The organism is Streptomyces sp. SID13031 (assembly GCF_010548305.1).
Classification (GTDB): Bacteria; Actinomycetota; Actinomycetes; order Propionibacteriales; family Kribbellaceae; genus Kribbella.
The window spans coordinates 133,712-154,810 of the sequence record NZ_JAAGLV010000012.1 but is presented as its reverse complement, the minus strand read 5'-3'; the positions used below and the strand labels follow the sequence as shown (position 1 = coordinate 154,810).

General features: G+C 68.7%; 20 protein-coding genes. 11 read left to right on the top strand and 9 right to left on the bottom strand.

From position 1 onward, the window contains the following. Positions 1-20: 20 nt before the first annotated feature. From G3I17_RS24065 to G3I17_RS24055, 3 genes are all read right to left on the bottom strand, one after another. On the bottom strand, positions 21-1,799 hold the full coding sequence (locus tag G3I17_RS24065; protein ID WP_164599833.1) for a 3-hydroxybutyryl-CoA dehydrogenase: 1,779 nt from the start codon (positions 1,797-1,799) through the stop codon (positions 21-23). Positions 1,800-1,863: 64 nt separating this feature from the next. Further along, positions 1,864-2,316, bottom strand: a complete 453-nt coding sequence (locus G3I17_RS24060) for an NUDIX domain-containing protein (RefSeq protein WP_164599832.1) — start codon at positions 2,314-2,316, stop codon at positions 1,864-1,866. Between the two features lie 55 nt (positions 2,317-2,371). Next, positions 2,372-2,695, bottom strand: a complete 324-nt coding sequence (locus G3I17_RS24055; RefSeq protein WP_203590705.1) for a hypothetical protein — start codon at positions 2,693-2,695, stop codon at positions 2,372-2,374. Positions 2,696-2,768: 73 nt separating this feature from the next. On the opposite strand from G3I17_RS24055, the gene nucS reads away from it, so the two are divergent. The 6 genes from nucS (at position 2,769) to G3I17_RS24025 (ending at position 8,982) form a co-directional block, all read left to right on the top strand. Further along, the gene (gene nucS, locus G3I17_RS24050) at positions 2,769-3,428 is read left to right on the top strand and encodes an endonuclease NucS (RefSeq protein WP_164599831.1); all 660 of its coding nucleotides are present in this window, start codon (positions 2,769-2,771) and stop codon (positions 3,426-3,428) included. Positions 3,429-3,520: 92 nt separating this feature from the next. Beyond that, positions 3,521-3,796 (top strand): hypothetical protein, encoded by a 276-nt coding sequence (locus G3I17_RS24045; protein WP_164599830.1) that lies wholly within the window; start codon positions 3,521-3,523, stop codon positions 3,794-3,796. Positions 3,797-3,859: 63 nt separating this feature from the next. Further along, positions 3,860-5,680, top strand: a complete 1,821-nt coding sequence (glmS, locus tag G3I17_RS24040) for a glutamine--fructose-6-phosphate transaminase (isomerizing) (protein ID WP_164599829.1) — start codon at positions 3,860-3,862, stop codon at positions 5,678-5,680. Between the two features lie 70 nt (positions 5,681-5,750). After that, positions 5,751-6,872, top strand: a complete 1,122-nt coding sequence (locus tag G3I17_RS24035; RefSeq protein WP_164599828.1) for an esterase-like activity of phytase family protein — start codon at positions 5,751-5,753, stop codon at positions 6,870-6,872. Between the two features lie 282 nt (positions 6,873-7,154). Next, complete coding sequence (locus G3I17_RS24030; protein ID WP_164599827.1) at positions 7,155-8,078, top strand: FAD-dependent oxidoreductase; 924 nt, start codon at positions 7,155-7,157, stop codon at positions 8,076-8,078. Between the two features lies 1 nt (position 8,079). After that, positions 8,080-8,982, top strand: coding sequence for a hypothetical protein (locus G3I17_RS24025; RefSeq protein WP_164599826.1), 903 nt, complete (start codon positions 8,080-8,082; stop codon positions 8,980-8,982). 60 nt (positions 8,983-9,042) lie between these two features. On the opposite strand, the gene G3I17_RS24020 is transcribed toward G3I17_RS24025, so the two are convergent. Continuing rightward, positions 9,043-10,827, bottom strand: coding sequence for an ABC transporter ATP-binding protein (locus G3I17_RS24020; protein ID WP_164599966.1), 1,785 nt, complete (start codon positions 10,825-10,827; stop codon positions 9,043-9,045). Between the two features lie 99 nt (positions 10,828-10,926). On the opposite strand from G3I17_RS24020, the gene G3I17_RS24015 reads away from it, so the two are divergent. After that, positions 10,927-11,343, top strand: coding sequence for a MarR family transcriptional regulator (locus G3I17_RS24015; protein ID WP_164599825.1), 417 nt, complete (start codon positions 10,927-10,929; stop codon positions 11,341-11,343). A 7-nt stretch (positions 11,344-11,350) separates the two neighbouring features. Here G3I17_RS24015 and G3I17_RS24010 read toward each other — a convergent pair whose 3' ends face one another. Then, positions 11,351-12,838: a PLP-dependent aminotransferase family protein gene (locus G3I17_RS24010; protein WP_164599824.1), complete on the bottom strand. Its 1,488-nt coding sequence runs from the start codon at positions 12,836-12,838 to the stop codon at positions 11,351-11,353. Between the two features lie 47 nt (positions 12,839-12,885). Here G3I17_RS24010 and G3I17_RS24005 point away from each other — a divergent pair, with 47 nt between their 5' ends. Both G3I17_RS24005 and G3I17_RS24000 read left to right on the top strand, forming a co-directional pair. Further along, positions 12,886-13,350, top strand: a complete 465-nt coding sequence (locus G3I17_RS24005) for a carboxymuconolactone decarboxylase family protein (RefSeq protein ID WP_164599823.1) — start codon at positions 12,886-12,888, stop codon at positions 13,348-13,350. Positions 13,351-13,356: 6 nt separating this feature from the next. Beyond that, complete coding sequence (locus G3I17_RS24000) at positions 13,357-14,130, top strand: isocitrate lyase/phosphoenolpyruvate mutase family protein (protein WP_164599822.1); 774 nt, start codon at positions 13,357-13,359, stop codon at positions 14,128-14,130. Here the strand turns inward: G3I17_RS24000 and G3I17_RS23995 are convergent, their stop codons facing one another. Beyond that, entirely contained in the window at positions 14,131-14,601 is a 471-nt protein-coding gene (locus G3I17_RS23995; protein WP_164599821.1) for a pyridoxamine 5'-phosphate oxidase family protein, read from the bottom strand. A 9-nt stretch (positions 14,602-14,610) separates the two neighbouring features. Further along, positions 14,611-15,495, bottom strand: coding sequence for an alpha/beta fold hydrolase (locus tag G3I17_RS23990; RefSeq protein ID WP_164599820.1), 885 nt, complete (start codon positions 15,493-15,495; stop codon positions 14,611-14,613). Positions 15,496-15,545: 50 nt separating this feature from the next. Between G3I17_RS23990 and G3I17_RS23985 the strand changes: the two genes are divergently transcribed. Next, positions 15,546-16,454 carry a cyclase family protein gene (locus G3I17_RS23985; protein ID WP_164599819.1) on the top strand — a complete coding sequence of 303 codons (909 nt, stop codon included), beginning with the start codon at positions 15,546-15,548 and terminating at the stop codon, positions 16,452-16,454. A 5-nt stretch (positions 16,455-16,459) separates the two neighbouring features. Here the strand turns inward: G3I17_RS23985 and G3I17_RS23980 are convergent, their stop codons facing one another. Continuing rightward, on the bottom strand, positions 16,460-18,379 hold the full coding sequence (locus G3I17_RS23980; protein ID WP_164599818.1) for a hypothetical protein: 1,920 nt from the start codon (positions 18,377-18,379) through the stop codon (positions 16,460-16,462). Between the two features lie 79 nt (positions 18,380-18,458). On the opposite strand from G3I17_RS23980, the gene G3I17_RS23975 reads away from it, so the two are divergent. Beyond that, complete coding sequence (locus tag G3I17_RS23975) at positions 18,459-18,950, top strand: pyridoxamine 5'-phosphate oxidase family protein (RefSeq protein WP_164599817.1); 492 nt, start codon at positions 18,459-18,461, stop codon at positions 18,948-18,950. Positions 18,951-18,965: 15 nt separating this feature from the next. Here G3I17_RS23975 and G3I17_RS23970 read toward each other — a convergent pair whose 3' ends face one another. After that, entirely contained in the window at positions 18,966-20,975 is a 2,010-nt protein-coding gene (locus G3I17_RS23970; protein WP_164599816.1) for a protein meaA, read from the bottom strand. Between the last annotated feature and the right edge of the window lie 124 nt (positions 20,976-21,099).

Sequence of the window (21,099 nt, the reverse complement as noted above, 5' to 3'; positions counted from 1 at the left end):
GGGCAGCCGGCGGAGCAGGATCAGCTGGAGTAGTCGCGGAATCCGCGCGAGGTCTTGCGGCCGAGGTAGCCCGCGGTGACCAGGTGCTCGAGGAGCGGGGCCGGGGCGAACCCGGGCTCGCGGAACTCGAGGTACAGGGTGCGCTGGATCGCCAGCGAGACGTCCAGGCCGACCACGTCGAGCAACTCGAACGGGCCCATCGGCAACCGGCAGCCCAGCTTCATCGCGGCGTCGATGTCGTCGACACCGGCGTAGTGCGCCTCGAGCATCCGGACCGCGTCGTTCAGGTACGGGAAGAGCAGGCCGTTGACGATGAACCCGGCCCGGTCGCCGCACCGTACCGGATGCTTGCCTGCGGCAACTGCCACCGCGGCGACCGTGTCGGCGACGTCCTGCGCGGTGCTTACCGTGCTGACCACCTCGACCAGCCGCATCACCGGCGCGGGGTTGAAGAAGTGCAGGCCGACGACGTCCGCGGGCCGCTTGGTCGCCATCGCGAGATCGATCACCGGCAGGCTGGACGTGGTGGTCGCGAGGATCGCGCCCGGCTTGCAGATCTCGTCGAACGTCTCGAACAGCGCCTGCTTGACGCTGAGCTCCTCGACCACCGCCTCGATCACCAGGTCAGCGGTCGCGAGGTCGTCGAGCTTCGCCGTACCGGTGATCCGGGTCAGCGCCGCGTCGCGCTCCTCCGAGGAGAGCTTGCCGCGCTGGACGCCCTTCTCCAGCGAGCGTTCGAGCGCCGCGCGGACGCGGTCGACCTTCTCCGTGCCGCGGGCCACGTACAGGACGTCGTACCCGGCCTTGGCGCAGACCTCGATGATGCCGACGGCCATCGTGCCGGAGCCGACCACGCCGACCTGCTCGACCCGGCGGATGGCGGGCGCGCCGTCCGAGGTCGACGGGGTGAGGTCGTCATCGACGACGACCGGCGAGTCAGCCGACTCGTAGGTGTAGAAGCCGCGACCCGTCTTGCGGCCGAGCAGCCCGGCCGTGACCATCTGCTTGAGGATCGGCGCCGGCGCGTGCAGCCGGTTGCGGCCCTGCTTGTACATCGTGTCGAGGATCTCGTACGCCGTATCGAGGCCGATCAGGTCGAGCAGCGCGAGCGGACCCATCGGGTAGCCACAGCCCAGCCGCATCGCCGCGTCGACGTCCTCGCGGGTGGCGTAGTGCGACTCGACCATCGAGACCGCGTGGTTCAGGTAGCCGAACAGCAGCGCGTTGGCGATGAAGCCCGCGCGGTCGGCCGCGACGACCGGGACCTTGTCGAGCCGGCGGGCGAGCTCGAGCACGTCCTCGACGACGTCCGGCTCGGTCACGACGGTCTTGATCACCTCGACGAACTCCTGCACGGGGGCGGGGTTGAAGAAGTGCATGCCGACCACCCGGCGCGGGCGCTGGGTGGCCACGGAGATCTCGGTGACCGACAGGCTCGACGTGTTCGTGGCGAGGATCGCGTCCTCGCGGACCACCTTGTCGAGCGCGGAGAAGATCTCGCGCTTGAGCTCCAGCCGCTCGATCACGGCCTCGATCACCAGGTCGCAGTCGGCCAGCGCCTCGATCTCGGTCGCGAAGGTGACCCGGTCGAACAGCGCCTGCTGGTCCTGGGTCGAGAGTTTGCCGCGCTTGACCGCGCGATCGGTCGAGTGCTGGATGTGCCCACGACCGCGATCGACCGCAGCCTGATCACGCTCCACGCCGACGACGGTCAGCCCGTGCCGGGCGAACACCTCCGCGATACCGGCACCCATCGTGCCGAGACCGACCACTCCGACCGTCTTCAGTTCGCGCGCCATGGCTCGAAGTGTGCCAGTCACCACACTGGTCCGCACATGAGCTGTGTCACGAGCGTCGGAAACCTCACACCTCGTCGACGACCAAAGGTGTCCTGGTCCAGTCGTCGAGGAGTCGTTCGTGCTCCGGGGTTGCTGCCAGTGCCTCCGCGATCGAGACCGGCCTGACGTCCCGTACTGCGAGCTGCCGCGGCTCGATCCAGACGGCTCGGTAGCTGCCCGCCTTCGAGTGGGCCGGGCTCGCCAGTTCCTCCCCGGTTCCCGTGCCGAACTCCCCGCCGAGCGCCTCGGCCCGGTAGTAGTACTGCGTGCTCCCCCGGAAGTTGACCACCGCGACCAGACCGTCGACACGCACGATCAGCCCGAGCTCCTCGTACGACTCGCGCCGCGCAGCCTCTTGCGGGCTCTCGCCTTCCTCGACTCCCCCGCCTGGAAGGGTGTAGTACGTCATACCGTCCCGCACCCGCTCGATCGCGGCGAGACCGCTGCCGGTCAGCAGGACGACTCCGGCGCGGATCACCTGCGGCCCGGCGGGCTGATGCTCGCCCGGCTCAGGCGGGCCGGGCAGATGAGGTTCACGGGCGGACGAAAGCCAGGGCTTGTTCGGCGTAGGTAGGCCAGGTGGAGGAGTGTTCCAGGGGGACTACGACCCATTCCTTCATCGGGCTGCCCATGCCGGGGTCGAAGGGCTCTGCGCCGGTCAGTTTCAGGGCTTCCTCGCGGGGCTCCGGCGGGAGTTTGAACGTCATCGCGTCGCCGTAGAGACCGGCCAGCATCTTCTTCTCGATCTTCAGGGCCGGCATGCCGAACATGCTGCCCTCGACCACCCCGGCGTCGGCAAGCCCCTTGGCGACCGCGTCATACTCCAACCGCGTCTTCAGGCTGATCTTCGGCTTCATTCCGCCAGCCTCTCACCGCCACGCCGCCGGGCGCCATGCAGGAACCGTCGCGAGTGGACTACGGTGCTTTCTCGTGCGCCTGGTGATTGCTCGTTGCTCAGTGGACTACTCCGGCCGGCTGACCGCCCATCTTCCGATGGCGCCGCGGCTGCTGATGGTGAAGGCGGACGGCTCCGTCCTGATCCACGCCGACGGCGGGTCGTACAAGCCGCTGAACTGGATGTCTCCCCCGTGCAAGTTGACGGAGGAAGAGGGCGTCTGGAGCGTCACCAACAAGGCCGGCGAGGAGTTGCGGATCACCTTCGAGGAGGTGCTCAGCGACTCGTCGTACGAGCTCGGCCTGGATCCCGGGCTGATCAAGGACGGCGTCGAGGCGCACCTGCAGGAGCTGCTCGCCGAGCACGTGCACACCTTCGGCGAGGGCTTCACCCTGGTCCGCCGGGAGTACCCGACCGCGATCGGCCCGGTCGACCTGCTCTGCCGCGACGCCGAGGGCAAGCACGTCGCCGTCGAGATCAAGCGCCGGGGCGAGATCGACGGCGTCGAACAGCTCACCCGGTACGTCGAGCTGCTGAACCGCGACCCGCTGCTGACCCCGGTCCGCGGCATCTTCGCCGCCCAGCTGATCAAGCCCCAGGCCCAGTTCCTCGCCACCGACCGCGGCCTGGAGTGCGTCACCGTCGACTACGACCTCCTCCGCGGGATGGAATCCGACGTACTCCGCCTGTTCTGACCCGAGTACAGTGTGTGATCTAGGTAAAGCCTGCCCGATTTCGGGCAGATCTTTGGCATTGCCCCCCGTTTCACTGCAAAGTGGGCCGAGTGATGAGTGAGGCGGCGGATCCCAGCGAGGACCTCGTTGACCAGGTCAGCCGCACCACCGGCCTGACGCCGGACGATGCCCGCCGGGTGGTCGCCGACGTCCTGGCCTACTTCACCGAGACGACCGAGCAGTACGTCCGGCGCCGGCATCGCGAACTGCAGACCTACGGCGCCCGCAACGACGAGATCTTCGCCCGGCTCGGAACCGAACTACGGCACTGGCCGGTCCGCTCACCAGAGCTGTCGGCCCGTCAACTGCGGCGCATCGTCTACGGCTAGCTCGATACCTTCCCCACCCCACCACCCCGATCAAAGAAACCACGCGAAAGGAACACCCTCCCCATGTGCGGAATCGTCGGATATGTCGGCACCAAGCCGGCCGCGCCGATCCTGGTGGACGGCCTGGCCAGGCTGGAGTACCGCGGCTACGACTCGGCCGGAGTCGCCGTGATCGGATCCAGCGAGCTGAAGGTGCACAAGGACGCCGGCCGGGTTCGTGAGCTGGAGGCCTCGCTGCCGAAGCGCTTCGGCGGCAAGGTCGGCATCGGCCACACCCGCTGGGCCACCCATGGCGGCCCGAGCAAGGACAACGCGCACCCGCACGCCAGCGGCAGCGAGCGGATCGCCGTCGTCCACAACGGCATCTTCGACAACGCCGGCGCGCTGCGCTCCCAGCTGGAAGACGCCGGCGTCAAGCTGCGCTCCGAGACCGACACCGAGGTTCTCGCGCACCTGATCGAGCAGGCCGACGGCGACACCCTCGAGGAGAAGGTGATGGCCGCCCTGCGCCGGATCGAGGGCACCTACGGCATCGCCGTGGTCGACCTGGACTTCCCCGACCGGATCGTCGTCGCCCGCAACGGCAGCCCGCTGATCCTCGGCGTCGGCGACGGCGAGATGCACGTCGCCTCCGACGCGGCCGCGCTGATCCGCTACACCCGCCAGGTCGTCTACCTGGACGACGGCGAGCTGGCCACCGTCCGCGCCGACGGCTACCGCACCTTCACCCAGGACGCCCGGGCCACCACGAACACCCCCACGACGGTCGAGTGGAGCGCCGACGAGTACGAGCGCGGCCTGCACGAGCACTTCATGATGAAGGAGATCCACGAGCAGCCGGAGGCCGTCCAGCGGGCCCTGCGCGGCCGCCTGGACGAGCGCTTCCACACCGTCCACCTGGGCGGTCTCAACATGGATGCCCGCGAGGCCCGCGAGATCAAGCGGGTCAAGATCCTCGGTTGTGGTTCCGCGTACTACGCCGGCCAGATGGGCGCCCAGTTCATCGAGGAGGTCGCCCGGATCCCCGCCGACGCCGAGCCCGCGTCCGAGTTCCGCTACCGCAACCCGGTGGTCGAGCGCGACACGCTGTACATCGCGGTGAGCCAGTCCGGCGAGACGCTGGACACCCTGGTCGCAGTACAGGAGCTGAAGCGCAAGGGCGGCCGGGTGATCGGCCTGGTCAACGCGGTCGGCTCCAGCATCGCCCGTGAGGTCGACGGCGGCGTCTACCTGCACGCCGGCCCGGAGGTCTCGGTCGCGTCCACCAAGGCGCTCACCAACATGGCCGTCGCGTTCGCGATGCTCGGGATCCACCTCGGCCGGATCCGCGACGTCTCGCCGGCCGACGGCCGGCGGCTGATCGAGGGCCTGAAGAAGATCCCCGACCAGATCCAGTCGATCGTGGAGCAGGAGGAGGAGCTGGCCAAGATCGCCGGCCGGCTGTCCCAGCACGAGAGCATCTTCTTCGTCGGCCGCACCCGCGGCTACCCGGTCGCCCGCGAAGGCGCGCAGAAGCTCAAGGAGATCTCCTACCGGCACGCCGAGGCGTACCAGACCTCCGAGCTGAAGCACGGCCCGCTGGCGCTCATCTCGCCGGACGTGCCGAGCGTCGCGATCGTCCCGAGGGACGAGCTGCTCGACCGCAACATCGGCGCCCTGCACGAGATCGCCGCCCGCTCCGGCCCGCTGTACGTCGTCACCCACCCGGGCGTCGACGTCCCGGCCGGCGCCGCCGCGGTGATCGAGGTGCCGAAGAACGAGCCGGAGCTCGACCCGATCCTGCTCACCATCCCGCTGCAGATCATCGCGTACTACGCCGCGGTCGCCCTCGGCCACGACGTCGACAAGCCCCGCAACCTGGCCAAGTCGGTCACCGTCGAGTAGACCCGTTCACCTGGCGTTTCGTGGGATGGGTTTCGATGGGCGACAGACATCGAAACCCGGAGGATCCCTGATGCGCTGGCAGACACCTCTCGCCGCGGCCGCCGTACTGGCCGCGTTGACCACTTCGCTCTCCGCAGCCGCCGCTGCGCCGGTCCCCACCGGTGCGGACGGCGGCTCTGGCGATTCTGCGGGCAAGTGCTCGCCGGACGCGCGGTTCCTCGGCTTCAGCGACAGCCTGGACAAGACGACGTACGACGGGTTGTCGGTCGGCGGATTGTCGGCCATCAGCCTCAACGGACCGAAGCACGCGCTCGCGTTGGTCGACAACGTCGGTACGACGCCGGCCCGGGTCTTCGGGCTGCAGCTGGGCGACGATCACGGCAAGCCCGAGGTGGCCGTGGACAGCGTGACGATCCTGCGCCGGCCGGACGGCACGCCGTACACCGGGCAGGACTTCGACGGCGAAGGTCTCGTCACGGAGCTCGGCGGCACAACCGTTCTCGCCACCTCCGAGCGCGAGCCGTCGATCCGGCGCTTCAGCCTCGCCGACGGCAAGCAGCTCGCGTCGCTGCCGGTGCCGTCGCGGTTCCAGGTCGCGCCTGCCGGCGAGGCGAGCACCAATGCGACCTTCGAGTCGCTCGCGATCAGCACCAACGGCAACACCCTGTACGCCGGAATGGAAGGCCCGCTCGCCTCGGACGGCACCGATGCGCAGGGCCGCACCCGCAACCGCATCCTCCAGTACGCCGGTCGCCCCGGCGGCGCGTACGCCGTCGCGAGGCAGTTGGCCTACAAGCCCGACCCGGGGCTCGCGCTGGTCGAGCTCGCCTACGTCCACCGCGACCAACTCGTCTCGATGGAGCGCACCTTCACACCAGGCGTCGGCAACACGATCCGGGTCTTCAGCGTCTCGCTGAGCGGGGCGAAGGACGTGAGCACGCAGGCCTCGCTCGCGGACGCTCCGGACACGGTGTTCCTCAAGAAGAAGCTGCTCTTCGACCTGGTGAACTGCCCGCCGTCGGGCGCGGTCGCCAAGCAGCCGCAGCCGAACCCGCTGCTGGACAACGTCGAAGGCCTCGCCCTCGGCGGTTTCCTCGCAGACGGCCGCCGGCAGCTCTACCTGCTGTCAGACGACAACAACGGCGCCACCCAGATCACCCGGCTCTACTCGCTCGCCGTCAACCTGCACTGATACCTGCACTGGTCGTTGCCTCTAGCCACTCTCGTTCAGGTGGCGGGGGCTGCGGAAAGGCCCGGGATCCGGGGTGGCTGTACACAAGGGCAGGAAGTAGTCGGGCGTTCGGCCGGGCGCCACGCTCACGGAGGCGGCGCCCGGCCGCAGTACGGGCACTACTTCCTGCCGTTATGCACACTGTCCCATTCCGCAACGGGGCTCTACCGTCGTCCTCACCGCAGTACCCCGCAAACCACAGCACGGGTAGCGGGGGTGGCTGAAGGCAGACACAATGCGTGAATGCGCGTCATTGTGGTGGGAGCCGGTGTGATCGGGCTCAGTTGTGCTGTTCGGCTGGCTGAGTCCGGGTACGACGTGGCGGTGTTCGCCAGGGATCTGCCGTTGGAGACGACCTCCGCGGTCGCCGCGGCGATCTGGTACCCGTTCCTGTCGGCGGGTGATCGGGTCACCGGCTGGGCGCGTTCGTCGTACCACGAGTTCGTCAAGCTGGCCGAGAGCGAGCCGTCGGTGCGGCTGCGGCACGGCAAGGAGTATCTGCTCGAGCCGACACCGGATCCGGTCTGGGCCGACGTACTCCCCGACCTGCAGCGCGTCGGGTCACCGCCGCCGGGATTCCGCGACGGCTGGTCGTTCACGACACCGATCGTGGAGATGCCGATGTACCTGCAGTACTTGGTGAAACGGCTCGAAGCGGCCGGCGGCACGCTCAACCGGGCCGCGCTGTCGGCCTTGCCGAACACCGCCGGGATCGTGGTGAACTGCACCGGCCTCGGCGCCCGGCTGACCGCTCAGGACCCGACTGTCACGCCGATTCGCGGGCAGGTCTTCACCGTCGAGCAATTCGGCCTGACCGAGTGGCTGCTGGCCGACAACGGCCCGGAAGATCTCGCGTACGTCGTACCGCGGTCGAACGACATCGTGGTCGGCGGCACCGGCCAGCCGGGCAACTGGGATCTCACGGTCGACGACAAGACCGCTGGGAACATCCTCGACCGCTGCGCCGCGCTGATTCCCCAACTGCGCAAGGCGAAAGTCATCAAGCATCGCGTCGGGCTGCGACCGGCCCGCCCTTCCGTCCGTTGCGAGAGCGTCCGCACCGGCGACCGCCACGTCATCCACTGCTACGGCCACGGCGGCTCCGGCATCACCCTGTCCTGGGGTTGCGCCGACGAGGTCCTCAGCATGGTCAACCAGGCGATCTGAGATGAAGCGACTGGCCGCGCTGACGGCAGTACTGGCAGTCCTCCTGACGGCTTGTACTTCGGATCCGGAGCCACAGGCCGAGACGACGCCTCTGGCTGGGCCAGATGGGAAGGCCGTGGAGGTCAAGGACACGACGCGCGAGCTGGTCGTCTGGGCCGACACCGTCTGCGGAGCGATCAAGGCGCTCCAGCGCGACCACGACCTGCCGACGGACGCTCTCCAGGCGGCAGCCGTCTCGCCGTACACGGGCATCGCGATCAGCACCTATCTGCAGGGTGCCGCGGACATGGTGGAGCGCTACTCGGAGGTCTTCGGCCAGCTGGAGCCGTCGGGGGTGGCGGCCGGCGACAAAGTGGTGACTGGCATCGTCGAGCGGCTGCACAAGGTCCGCCCGGAGGTGTCGACACTGAGCAACCCCAGCGCGAACATGACCGAGCCGTCGCCGGCGGACGTGCAGCGGATGAAGCAGGTGCTGGCGCTGATGAAGACCGTCGAGCCACCGGCGTCCGCGCTGGCCGACGCGGCGAAGACCGATCCACGGCTGACGACTGCCTATCAGCTGGCGCCGCAGTGCGATCCGGCCGTGGCCAAGCCGACGCCGGGTGCGACGCTGCCGCCCGCGAAGGACAAGAGCAATTTCGCCGCCTGTCAGGACGGTACCTGTCAGGTCCTCGTCGGTAAGACGGAGCTGTTCATGGCCGGGACTCACACCCTGTCCATCACGGTGGTGGCGGGATCGGTGGCGATCCGGGATCGCTTTGGCGGCAACGGCAGCGGGATCAATCTGCTGCGGTCGGTGGGGAGTTCGGCGCGGCTCGGCGATCGTAAGTTCGGGGCGGTGACGACGATCAAGGTCGCCGCACTGGCTCACACCACTGCTGTGCTCACGATCACGACCGTCTAGCACGGTTCGGACCGCGATGAGCAGGCCTTGCGTACGTCGTACTGCTATCGGACGGCGGCCTCAGGTGGCCAGGCGGGCGTAGCGGCCGTTGCTCTCGACCAGGCTGGTGTGGGTTCCTGACTCGATCACCCGTCCGTGGTCGACCACGACGAGCTGGTCGGCGTCGCGCACCGTCGACAGCCGGTGGGCGATGGTGATGGTGGTACGGCCTTCGGCGAGCCGGTCGAACGCCTGCTGGACCGCCCGCTCGGTCTCGGTGTCCAGCGCACTGGTGGCCTCGTCCAGTACCAGGACACGAGGGTTGCGCAGGAGCGTCCGGGCGATCGCGATCCGCTGCTTCTCCCCTCCGGAGAAGCGGTGCCCCCGAGACCCGACCATGGTGTCGTAGCCGTCCGGGAGCCCGGCGATCAACTCATGCACCTGGGCGGCCCGGGCTGCGTCCTCGATCTCCGCGTCGGTGGCGTCGGGCTTGGCGTAGCGGAGGTTCTCGCGCACCGTGGTGTGCAGCAGATAGGTCTCCTGGCTGACGACGCCGACCACGCCGGCAAGATCGGCCAGCCGCAGGTCGCGCAGGTCGATGCCGTCGATGGTGACGCGTCCGCTGGTCGGGTCGTAGAGCCGCGCGACCAACGAGGCGAGGGTGCTCTTACCCGAGCCGGTCTCACCGACCAGCGCCAGCGTCGTACCGGCCGGCACGTCCAGGCTGACGCCGGCCACCGCGGCCGTCTCGCTACCCGGGTAGACGAAGGTGACGTCCTCGAAGCGCACGTGGCCCTCGATCCGGGACGGGTCGATCTCGACCGGGTCGGCCGGGTCGTTCACGTCGATCGGCAGGTCGAGGTACTCGAAGATCCGCGCGAACAGGGCCAGCGAGCTGGTCAGTGCGACGCCGACGTTGAGCAGCCCCATCAGCGGCCGGAACAGCCCGGCCTGCAGGGTGGTGAAGGCGATCAGGGTGCCGATGGACAGGGTTCCGGCAGTGATCGGCAGACCGGCGCTCAGGTAGATGATCGCCGGGATGGCCGCGAAGATGACGCTCATCGAGGCCATCCGCCACCGGCCGGCCAGCTCCGAGCGGAGCTCCAGATCGATCAACCGGGCCGACGATGCGGTGAAGCGCTCGATCAGGGTCGCGGCGGTGCCCATGGTCTTGCTGAGCTGGATACCGCTGATCGACAGGCCTTCCTCGACCGTGACGTTGAGATCGGCCAGTTCGCGCTGTCGTTGCGCGGTGATGGCCCGGCGCATCCGGGCGACCTTGCGGGTCAGGTAGATGGACGGCGGCATCACCACCAGCGAGATGAGCGAGAGCTGCCACGACAACGCGAGCATGGCCACGATGGTGGCGATCGCCGTGGTGAGGTTGGAGGCGATCGACGTGGCCGTCGACGTGACGACGGGCTCCATGCCGCCGATGTCGTTGGTGATCCGCGACTGCACCTCGCCGGTGCGGGTCCGGGTGAAGAAGGCGATCGACTGGCGCTGCAGGTGGGCGAAGACGTCGGTCCGCAGCCGGTGCATGATCTGCTGGCCGACCGTGGTACTGATCCAGGTCTGGACGACGCCCAGGGCTGAGGTGATGGCGGCGACGGCGACCATGCCGATCACCAGCCAGATGAGGAGCTTGAGGTCCTGGCGTGGCAGCGCCGTGTCGATGACGGCGCGCAGCAGGAAGGGTGACGCCATGGCCACCACGGATGATGCGACGATGATCGCCGTGACGACGGCGAGGGAGAGTTTGTGGGGGGTGAAGAGCCGTCCGATGCGGGCCAGCGATACCTCGCGGGCCTGCGCCTTCTCGGCGGCTGTGGCTGACTTCGGGCCGCCTCGGCGACCTCGCTCCAGATTTTCGTGTTCCAAGGCAAACACCGTTCTGTCGGGGACGAATATACTGAGGTTACCTCATAATGAGGTTACAACACGATTGGTTGGTACGCTATTCCCATGGCCGATGACGAAGAGGAGACCCTCCCCGAGACGTTCTGGGGAGTCGCTCATCAGCTGCGGCACCTGCGGAAGGAGACCCTGGCCCCGTGGGATATCGCGCCGTCCCACGCGCGCGCCCTCGGTGTCCTCACGCGCCAGGGCCCGCTACGGCTCAACGAGCTCTCCGAGCACCTGCGCATCGCGGCGCGCTCGACCACCGAAGTGGTCGACGCCCTGCAGGATCGCGGGCTGGTCGAACGGCGTCCCGACCCTCAGGACCGGCGGGCGACGCTGGTAGCGCCGACCGGCGAAGGGACCCGGGTCGGCGAGGCGATCCGCGCCTCCCGCGACGCCGAGGCCGAGGCCTACTTCAGCATCCTCAGCGAAGCGGAGCGGGCCGAGCTGGCCGGCATCCTTCGCAAGCTCCGCCGCTGAGACATGCCTAGACGGCGAGGATCTGGCAGAGCAGGTCGAGGGCGCCGTTGTAGGAGTGGTCGGGCGGGGTGCCGTAGCCGACGATCAGGGCTTGGCGAGCGGCTGGGTCGGGAGTGAAGGCGTACCTGTCGAGGGACGCGATGAGCAGCCCCTGGCGCTTGGCCCGGGCGACCAGCTCGGCGGCGTCGCCTGGTACATCGACGAGCACGTGGAGGCCGGCCGAGATGCCGGCCACGGTGACGCCTGGGGCTCGGACGGCCAGCAACTCCACCAGGTGGTCGCGGCGACGACGGTAGTGCTGGCGAGTACGGCGTACGTGGCGGTCGTAGTGTCCGGAGGCGATGAACTCCGCGAGGATCAGCTGGTCGAGGGTCGCGGTCAGTAGGTCGGTGGTGCGTTTGACCTCGAGGACCGGCTCCATCAGGTGCTCCGGCAACACCATCCAGGCGAGTCGCAGGCCGGGCGCGAGGCTTTTGCTCGCAGTACCGGTGTAGACGACCCGGTCCGGGTCGAGGGCTTGGAGGGCGCCCACGGGCTGGCGGTCGTAGCGGAACTCGCCGTCGTAGTCGTCCTCGATGAGGATCGCACCCGATTCGCGCGCCCACTCGACTGCTTTGGTACGCCGGTCTGGCGCGAGCGGTACTCCCAACGGCATCTGGTGTGCGGGGGTCAGGAGGGCCGCCTGGCCTTCGAGGAGGTCGGAGCGGACGCCGTGCTCGTCTACCGGTACTGGGGTTGGCTGGAGGCCGCGGGAGCGGATCACGTCCCAGTGGAGGTTGTAGCCGAACTCCTCGACGGACATGGTCTGCGCGCCTTGCAGGCGGAGTACGTCGGTCAGGAGGTTGAGGGCCTGGACGTAGCCGGAGCAGATGAGGATGCGGTCAGGGTCGGCCCAGACGCCGCGCGCCCGCGCGAGGTAGTCGGCCAGATTCTCCCGCAACTCGATCCGGCGCCGCGGATCGCCGTATCCGAAGGCGTCGTTGGGTGCCGCGGGCAAGGCTTTCCTGGCAGCCGCCAACCACTCGCTCCGCGGGAAAGTCGAGACATCCGGTGACCCCGGGGTCAGGTCGTACCGGAATTTCCTTGCCTCCAGCAAGGAAATTCCGGACGAAGAGGCGAAGGCGCGGGCGGTGGGGTCGGTGGGGTGAGGAGCTCCGGCGCGGGCGGCGGGGTTGGCGGAGTGCGGGGCTCCGGGGATGGGGGTGGTGGGGCGGTGGACGGGGAGGATTCGGTCGGCGACGACGGTGCCGGAGCCCTGGCGGGCCGTTAGCCAGCCTTCGGCTACTAGTTGGCCGTAGGCGTCGGCGACGGTGTTGCGGGCGATGCCTAGGTCCTTGGCCAGGGAGCGGGATGAGGGGAGGCGGGTGCCGGCTGGGAGGCGGCCGGTGCGGATCGACTCGTGGAGTGCGTGGACGAGGTCGCTGCGGCCTCGGGTGCCGCCGAGATCCAGGTGCAGGTCTGCACCGGCGGGTGAATTGGCCCTTGGATCTTCCATGGAAGTGGACCATACACCTGGGCCGGTCGGGGACTAGCGTTGTCGGCATGAGCACAAACACACGCCGTAGGGTCAAGATCCCCACTCACGCGCCGGAGTTCTACCAGGCGTTGATCGCGCTGGACGAGGTGTCCGCACTCGGGCTGGACCCGAAGCTCGCGCACCTGGTGCGGATTCGCGCTTCCCAGCTGAACGGGTGCGCCTACTGCCTCGACATGCACACGCTGGACGCCCTGCACGAGGGCGACACCGCGCAGCGGGTCAACGTGGTCGCCACCTGGCACGAGGCGCCCAAGTTCTACACCGAGCAGGAGCAGGCGGCCCTCGCGCTGACCGAGGCGATCACCCTGATCAGCGTCGACCACGTTCCGGACGACGTCTACGAGATCGCCGCGAACGCGTTCGACGAGAAGGAGCTCGCGCAGCTGATCGGGCTGATCATCATGATCAACGCGTGGAACCGGGTCGGCGTCACCTGCCGCATCGAGCCCGGCCACTACAACCCGAGCTGACGCGAGATGACTACCCCCAGCCAGACCGACCGCAACCAGGCCGACCGCAGCCACGCGGACCGGCGTACGGCGGAAGCCTTCCGCGCCCTGCACCACGGGCCGACGCCGCTGATCCTGCCGAACGCGTGGGACCCGGTCAGCGCCCGCGCCGTCGCCGGGGCCGGGTATCCGGCGATCGCCACCAGCAGTGGTGCGGTCGCCCGGGTGCTCGGGTACGACGACGGCCAGCTGACCCCGCCGGCCGAGATGTTCGAGGCGGTCGCCCGGATCGCCCGCGCGGTCGACGTACCGGTGACGGCCGACATGGAGGCCGGCTACGGGCTCGACCCGGCCGAGTTCGCCGAGCGGCTCCTGGCGACCGGCGCGGTCGGCTGCAACCTGGAGGACTCGCTCGACGACAAGCTGGTCGACGTCCAGCAGCAGGCCGACTACCTGTGCGCGGTACGAGCTGCCGCCGGCGCCGACCTGGTCATCAACGCCCGCATCGACGGCTTCTTCGCGAGCGGGTGCGAGGAGGGCAAGACCGTCGAGGACGTGATCGCCCGGGGCCGCGCCTACCGCCGCGCCGGAGTCGACTGCGTCTACCCGATCTTCGCGCCGCTCGACATCCTGCAAACGCTGGCGACCGAGATCGGCGGCCCGCTCAATGCGCACGCCAAGCCGAACGGCCCAGCCGCGTCAGCGTTGATCGCCCTCGGCGCCACCCGCATCTCCTACGGCACCAGCCTGCACAACTTCACCACCGACGCGCTGCGGGAGCTGCTGCCCGAGCTGACCTGATCAGAGGGTGACGACGAGCCTGGAGTCGGCGCCTTTGCCGTACTCCGGGTCGCCGCCGCGGATCAGCACGGACTGCTCCACGGCCGTCGCACGGTAGAGGCGGAAGGCGGCCGGCGCGACCAGCTCCGCAAGCTCGAAGTGTTTCGACTCGGGCAGCTTGCCGTTGAAGATCGCGAGAGCGGGCTCCAGGTCAGCGTCGGAGACCTGGCCCGCTGTGGCCTTCAGGTAGACGGCCTCAGCAGCGCCGATCACGGCGTGGGTGTCGAAGATCGCGATGGCGGCCTCCGCGCGTTCGCCGAGGTTGCGTGAGTGCTGGGTCTCGGGTGAGGAGACCCAGTAGAAGTCCGTGTAGCCGTCCGGTGTGAAGAAGACCGGGGTCACCCACGGAGTACCGGCTGCGTCTGCTGTGCCGAGCGACAGGTAGAGGCTATCGGTGATCAGCTTGCGGGCAATGGCGACGCGGTCGGGCATCTCGGCTCCTCAGGTCAGCAAACGCTGGGCTTCCGAGCGACAGGTTAGCCAGGCCTTGTCCTGCGGGTCGATCAGCTCGAAGTGGCCGACATGCTCCAGCTCGGTCAGCTTGACCTGGTCGCCGGCTTTGATCGCGGCATCACGGTAGCGGCGGCTCTGCTCGATCGGGACCTGCCCGTCGCGGGTGCCGTGCACGAGCGCGACCGGCACCTTCAGCGGCAACCGCTCGTACGGCGACGCCAGCTGGTAGCGCGCACGATCCTTGGCCGGCGTCGTACCGACGAAGGCTGGAACGGCGTCGCCACCGACCTTCTCGTCGTATGCGTTGACCAGATCCAGCACCCCGGCCTGCGAAACGGCCCCAGTCAGTACTACGCGCGGCGCGGCGCCTGGAGCGCCTGGCGGCAGACCAGGGCGACTCGCGGCCCAGACGGCGAGATGCCCGCCCGCTGAGTGGCCGACGGCAACCACTTTGGTGAGGTCCAGGCGCGGCTGGTCGGCCAGCTTGTCGATCGCCGCCGCGACGTCCTCGAAGGTCGTCGGCCAACCGCCGCCGTTGCCCACCCGCCGGTACTCGATCGCGTACCCGGCGATCCCCTGTGCGGCGAGATCCTCGGCCAGCGGCGTGGCCAGCTCGCGGCCGTAGCTGCTCATCCAGAACCCGCCATGGATCACGACGGCGACCGGCACCTTGCCGTCGCCCTCGGGAAGGTAGAGCTCCGCGACCTGCGACTCGTCGGCGCCATACGAGATCGTCACTGGCTTGCCCTTCTTCGACGGTGACTCCCCCGAGGCCGAGCCCGAGCCCGAGCTGGAGCCCGGGCCGCAGCCGGCCAGTCCGGCGGACGCGATGCCACCGGCTCCGGCGAGCAGGATCTTCCGTCGAGTGATCATGAGAAGGGGTTCGGCGCAGCGGGCCACCGGGATGGGTGAGGATGGTGGGTATGCCCAGTTATCGCGCGCGCTTCGATGCCACCGTCACCTTCACGAACGGGGGCGGCCTGCAGGTCCACGGGTTCCTCGTCGACGTCCCCTCGGCGGAGGTGACGTCCGTACAGGTCGGCGAACTCTTCCTCGACTCGCTCGGGCTGCTGATGGCCGGAGAGGTCCAACTCGCCAACCTGGAGATCGTCGAGGCGGCTCACAAGGGCACCCGCGGAGGCCCTGCGGCCGACGGCCCCGCGAGCGGTGGGCAGGCGAAGTACGTGGAGCTCAATCATGTGATCCGCGATGGGATGGTGACGCTGCCGAACCTGCCTGGGCCCGTGCTCGGCAAACAGCTGACCCGGGAAGCGTCGCGGGAGATCTACGCACCGGGCACGGAGTTCGAGATCGGGTTGATCACGATGGTGACGAACACGGGCACCTACCTCGACAGCCCGTACCACCGCTACCCCGACGGGCACGACCTGACCGGCTACACCCTCGACCGCACCGCCGACCTGCCCGCGGTCGTCGTCCGCCTGGAAGACAGCGGGAGCCTCGGGATCGACGCGGCCGCCCTGGCGACATACGACGTTCGCGGCAAGGCGGTGCTGCTGCACACCGGCGACGATGCCCGCTTCAACACCCCGCAGTACGTCGAAGAGGCGCACTTCCTGACCCGTGACGGCGCCGAGTGGCTGATCGCCAACGGTGCGGTGCTGGTCGGGATCGACGCGGCCAACATCGACGACATGACCGACGGAACGCGTCCCGCCCACACCCTTCTGCTCGGGGCGGGCATCGGGATCGTCGAACATCTCACCAGCCTGGCACAGGTCCCACCCACCGGCGCGACCTTCACCGCCACCGCCCCACGCATCGCCGGGCTCGGTACCTTCCCGGTACGCGCCTACGCCAAGGTCGGCTAGCCAAGTCAGCTGTAGCGGAGCGCGTAGACGAGCGCCCAGTCCTGGTCATTGGCCAGGGGGTCTGCTGTGTGGGCGGGGCGATTGTTGACGGCGCTGGGGTAGACGAAGGCGCAGGTTGCCGAGCCGTCCGGGTTGAAGTTGACCAGGTTGGCTCGGAGGATTGCGTGGCCGGCTGTGGTGAGCCGGTCGGCTTCCGTCGGGGTGACGAGGTCGCGCGGCCAGGTGAGGTAGACGGCGGCGCTGAGGATCGACCAGTAGTGCGGGAAGACGTCGCCCCAGAGGCGCAGCAGGCCGAACCAGTAGCCGTCCCAGTGGCGGATGGGAACGTGTCGCAGGCGTACGTCGGGCTGGTCCGCGGCGAAGGCGGTCAGCCACGGTAGACGGCGGGTGAGTTCTGCCGGGTCGAAGGAGTCGGGCGCTTCGGCGTACGCCGCTATCAGCAGCTCCAGGAGCGGCGCGACCATCGACTGCTCGTAGTTGACCTCGTGCGGCGGCAGGTCGTCCCCGTAGTCGAGGAAGGCTTGCGCGTGCTTGGCCAGGTGGCCGCGCATCCTTTGGCCCACCTCGGGGAGCAGGGCCAACTCGCGCAGGAGCGGTCCCAGGTCGAACGCCAGGAAGTGGTCGCCGCCGAGCTCGTAGTACCGGTCGATGATGCGGATCGCCAGCTCGGTATCACCCTGGCTGAGGAAGAAGCGGGCGAACCACGGGAAGTTGTAGAGGCGGACCCGGCTCTCGTGCAGGCTGTCGTCGGCGACCGTACCGTCAACAGCGACCAGGTACTCCGTGACGAACTGCTGGTAGCCGGTCAGTGCCTCGTCCAGCTCGGCGCGATCGCCCCAGCCGCGGTCCCTGGTTGCCTGGAGCAACAATGCGGTGCCGATCCGTTCCCGCGCGTCCGACCAGTCGCGCCAGGCAGCCGAGAGGACGCGGAGGCCGGTCTCGTTGTCGTAGGGCACGAAGGCGAAGCGGCGGCTGTCCGTCAGCTCGACCGGCCGCTGGTGGTCGAGCACGAAGCGCACCCGTCGCTCGACGATCTCGCGCAGGGGTTCGTGGAAGAGCACGTTGATCCGGGATTTCACCGTACCGTCGGTTGCCTCGACGTACTGCGTTCCGGCGGCCTCCGAAGTGACCGTCGCCGGGCCGGTCGCGTGGTCGGCCAGCCGGATGGGGATCGACTCGCCGACCTCGGCGACCAGAGTGGTCGCGTCGATCAGTGGACTGCGGGTGGCGTGGAAGGCCGCGAGCGTGTCGTGCCAGGCGAGTTGCCACGTCCAGCGGTGGGACTCGCCGGGGTTGAGGACGAGGCGGGGTTGACCACCCATCGCGTGCGGCGCGCGGGCGTGGTCGGTGAGGTGGAGGTACAGGTGGCCGCGGATGTTGCTGCCGGTGTCGGCGTCGCGCGACTCGACCGAGTACGCCCAGAGCTCGCCTTCGGTGAGTTGCAGCCCGAGACCGGGGCCGCTGCCGTCCATCGGCTGCGCCCAGACCCACGAGTCGGCGCCGCCCGTCCAGACGTGCGCGTGGACCGCGCTGCTGAGGCTCTCGCGGCTGGAGCTGTAGACGTCGCGATACGGGGTACTGGTCGCTAGTGACCCGATCTCGATGGCTTCGCCGGCCGTGTTCCGTACTTCGTACGTCTCGGTCCAGTGCTCCCCGAACCGTCGGCCGACCCGCAATTCGAGGTCGCCCAGGCGGTACAGGAGGTCGATCCCGGTCTGCCGCCAGCGGGCGAACTCGGGCGCATCGAAGCGGTGGCTGCCTTTGCTGGAGATCACGAAGCCCTTGCCCCAGTAGTGCGCAGGGTCGTGCACAGGTCCGTCGGTGAGCAGCACGGACTGCTTCCGGGTGGGGTGCAGCACCGCTGCAACCGCCCCGTCCTCGCTCAGCTCGACCTGCCCGGCCCCGAAGTCGAAGGTTTCCCGCATTTTCCCAACCTAGCGAGGTAGAGAAGGTCGCGGCAGCTTCGTCCCCTGACTGAGAGCCCCCTTTTGAAAGGACATCATCATGAACAAGACCGAGATCGCCGAGATCCTCGCCAAGCCGTACGCCCAGCAGCTCCTGAACGGCCCGGAGCCGGCCCGGTTCGCGTACGACGGCCTGGACGGCGACCCGCGGGTGATCCCGATCGGGTTCTGGATCGAGGGCGACCAGCTCCTGATGGCCACCGTCCCGAAGGCGGCGAAGGTCGCGGCGCTGCGCAAGAACCCGAAGGTCGCGCTCACCATCGACACCGGCGCCTTCCCGCCGAAGGTGCTGCTGCTGCGCGGCACCGCCGAGGTCGAGCTGCTCCAGGGCATCCCCGAGGGCTACCTGGTGGCCGGCCGCAAGGTGATGACCGAGGACCAGTACGGCGACTGGCTCGAAGGCGTGAAGGCCCTCTACACCGAGATGGCCGTCATCACCGTCACCCTCACCTGGGCCAAACTCCTCGACTTCGAAACCACCATCCCCAAGGCCGTCGAAGACCTGATCGCGGCCAAGCAGCAAGAAGGCTGAAGCCCACCCCTGCTTTTAAAGGTGGTTCGCGCGGCGGATGACGTCCACCACGTTCGACATCATTCCCGTCAGGTCGTAGTCCTTCGGGGTGTAGACGGCGGCTACGCCCTGCGACTGGAGGGCTCGGGCGTCGGCGTCGGGGACGATGCCGCCGACGACGACCGGGACGTCTTCGAGGCCCGCCTCGCGCAGGCCTTTGACGACCTGGGGGACGAGTTCCATGTGGGAGCCGGACAGGATCGACAGGCCGACGCAGTGCACGTCCTCGGCGACGGCGGCGGCGACGATCTGCTCGGGGGTAAGGCGGATCCCCTGGTAGATCACCTCGAACCCGACGTCGCGAGCCCGTACCGCGACCTGCTCGGCGCCGTTCGAGTGGCCGTCCAGCCCGGGTTTGCCGACCAGGAACCGCAGCCGGCCGCCGAGTTCCTCCGAAGTCTTCGCGACCTTCGCCCGGACGGCGGCGATCGCCTCGCCTCCGCCCGAGACGCCGACCGATCCGGAGACACCGGTGGGAGCGCGGTACTCGCCGAACATCTCCCGCAGTACGCCCGACCACTCCCCCGTCGTCGCGCCCGCGCGGACGCAGCTGAGGGTGGCTTGCATGAGGTTCTCGGTGCCCTTCGCCGCCTCGCGCAGTCTGGCGAGCGCATCCTCGACCGCCTTCGCGTCCCGGTGGTCGCGCCACTCCTGCAAGGACTTCAGCGCGGCGGCCTCGGCCTGCGGGTCCGCCGTCTGGATCGCGCCGTCGAGGTCAGCGGTCAGCGGTGACGGGTCGGTGTTCTCGAACTTGTTGACGCCGACAACGACCTGCTCCCCCGACTCGATCCGCTGCCTGCGCTCGGCGTGCGAGGCGACGAGCGCCTGCTTGAGATAACCACTCTCCACCGCAACGACGGCACCGCCCATCGCCTGCACGCGGTCGATCTCCTCCTGCGCCCCGGCGACCAACTCGTTCACCTTGGCCTCGATCACGTACGAGCCGTCGAAGATGTCCTCGTACTCGAGCAGGTCCGACTCATACGCGAGCACCTGCTGCATCCGGAGCGACCACTGTTGGTCCCACGGTCGGGGCAGGCCGAGCGCCTCGTTCCAGGCGGGCAACTGGACGGCCCGGGCCCGCGCGTTCTTCGAGAGCGTGACGCCGAGCATCTCGAGCACGATCCGCTGCACGTTGTTCTCGGGTTGCGCTTCGGTCAGGCCGAGCGAGTTCACCTGGACGCCGTACCGCAGCCGGCGCGCCTTGGCGTCAGTGACGCCGTACCGGTTGAGGCAGATCTCGTCCCACAGGCGCACGAACGCGCGCATCTTGCAGGTCTCCTCGATGAACCGCACGCCGGCGTTGACGAAGAAGGAGATCCGCTGGACGACGTCACCGAACCGGTCGGCGGGAACCTGGCCGCCGTCGCGGACGCGATCCAGTACCGCGATCGCCGTCGACAACGCGAACGCCAACTCCTGCACGGGAGTCGCGCCGGCCTCCTGGAGGTGGTAGCTGCAGATGTTGATCGGGTTCCACTTGGGGACGTTGGAGACCGTGTACGCGATCAGATCCGTACTGAGCCGCAGCGACGCCTCGGGCGGGAAGGCGTACGTGCCGCGGGAGAGGTACTCCTTGACGATGTCGTTCTGGGTGGTGCCGGTCAGCTCGTCCGGCAACGCGCCCTGCTCCTGCGCGGCGACCTGGTAGAGCGCGAGCAGCCACATCGCGGTCGCGTTGATCGTCATCGAGGTGTTCATCTGCGCGAGCGGGATCTGCTCGAACAACGCCCGGACATCGCCGAGATGAGCCACCGGTACGCCGACCTTGCCGACCTCACCCTTCGCCAGCGGGTGATCCGCGTCGTACCCGGTCTGCGTCGGCAGGTCGAAGGCGACCGACAACCCCGTCTGCCCCTTGGCCAGATTGCGCCGGAACAAGGCATTCGACTCCGCGGCCGACGAGTGGCCGGCATACGTCCGCATCACCCACGGGCGGTCGATCGCCTTCCCCGCCGCACCGCCCCGGTCCTTCTCGGTCGTCATGTACCCGAGAGTAGGACTATGTGCCCTTGTGAGTCCCCCTCCCGTGACTGGTGTCATAAGCGGACTAGGTCACACCCCGAGAGCACCTGACCCACCGTGCTGGTAGGAACTACGGCACGGACCA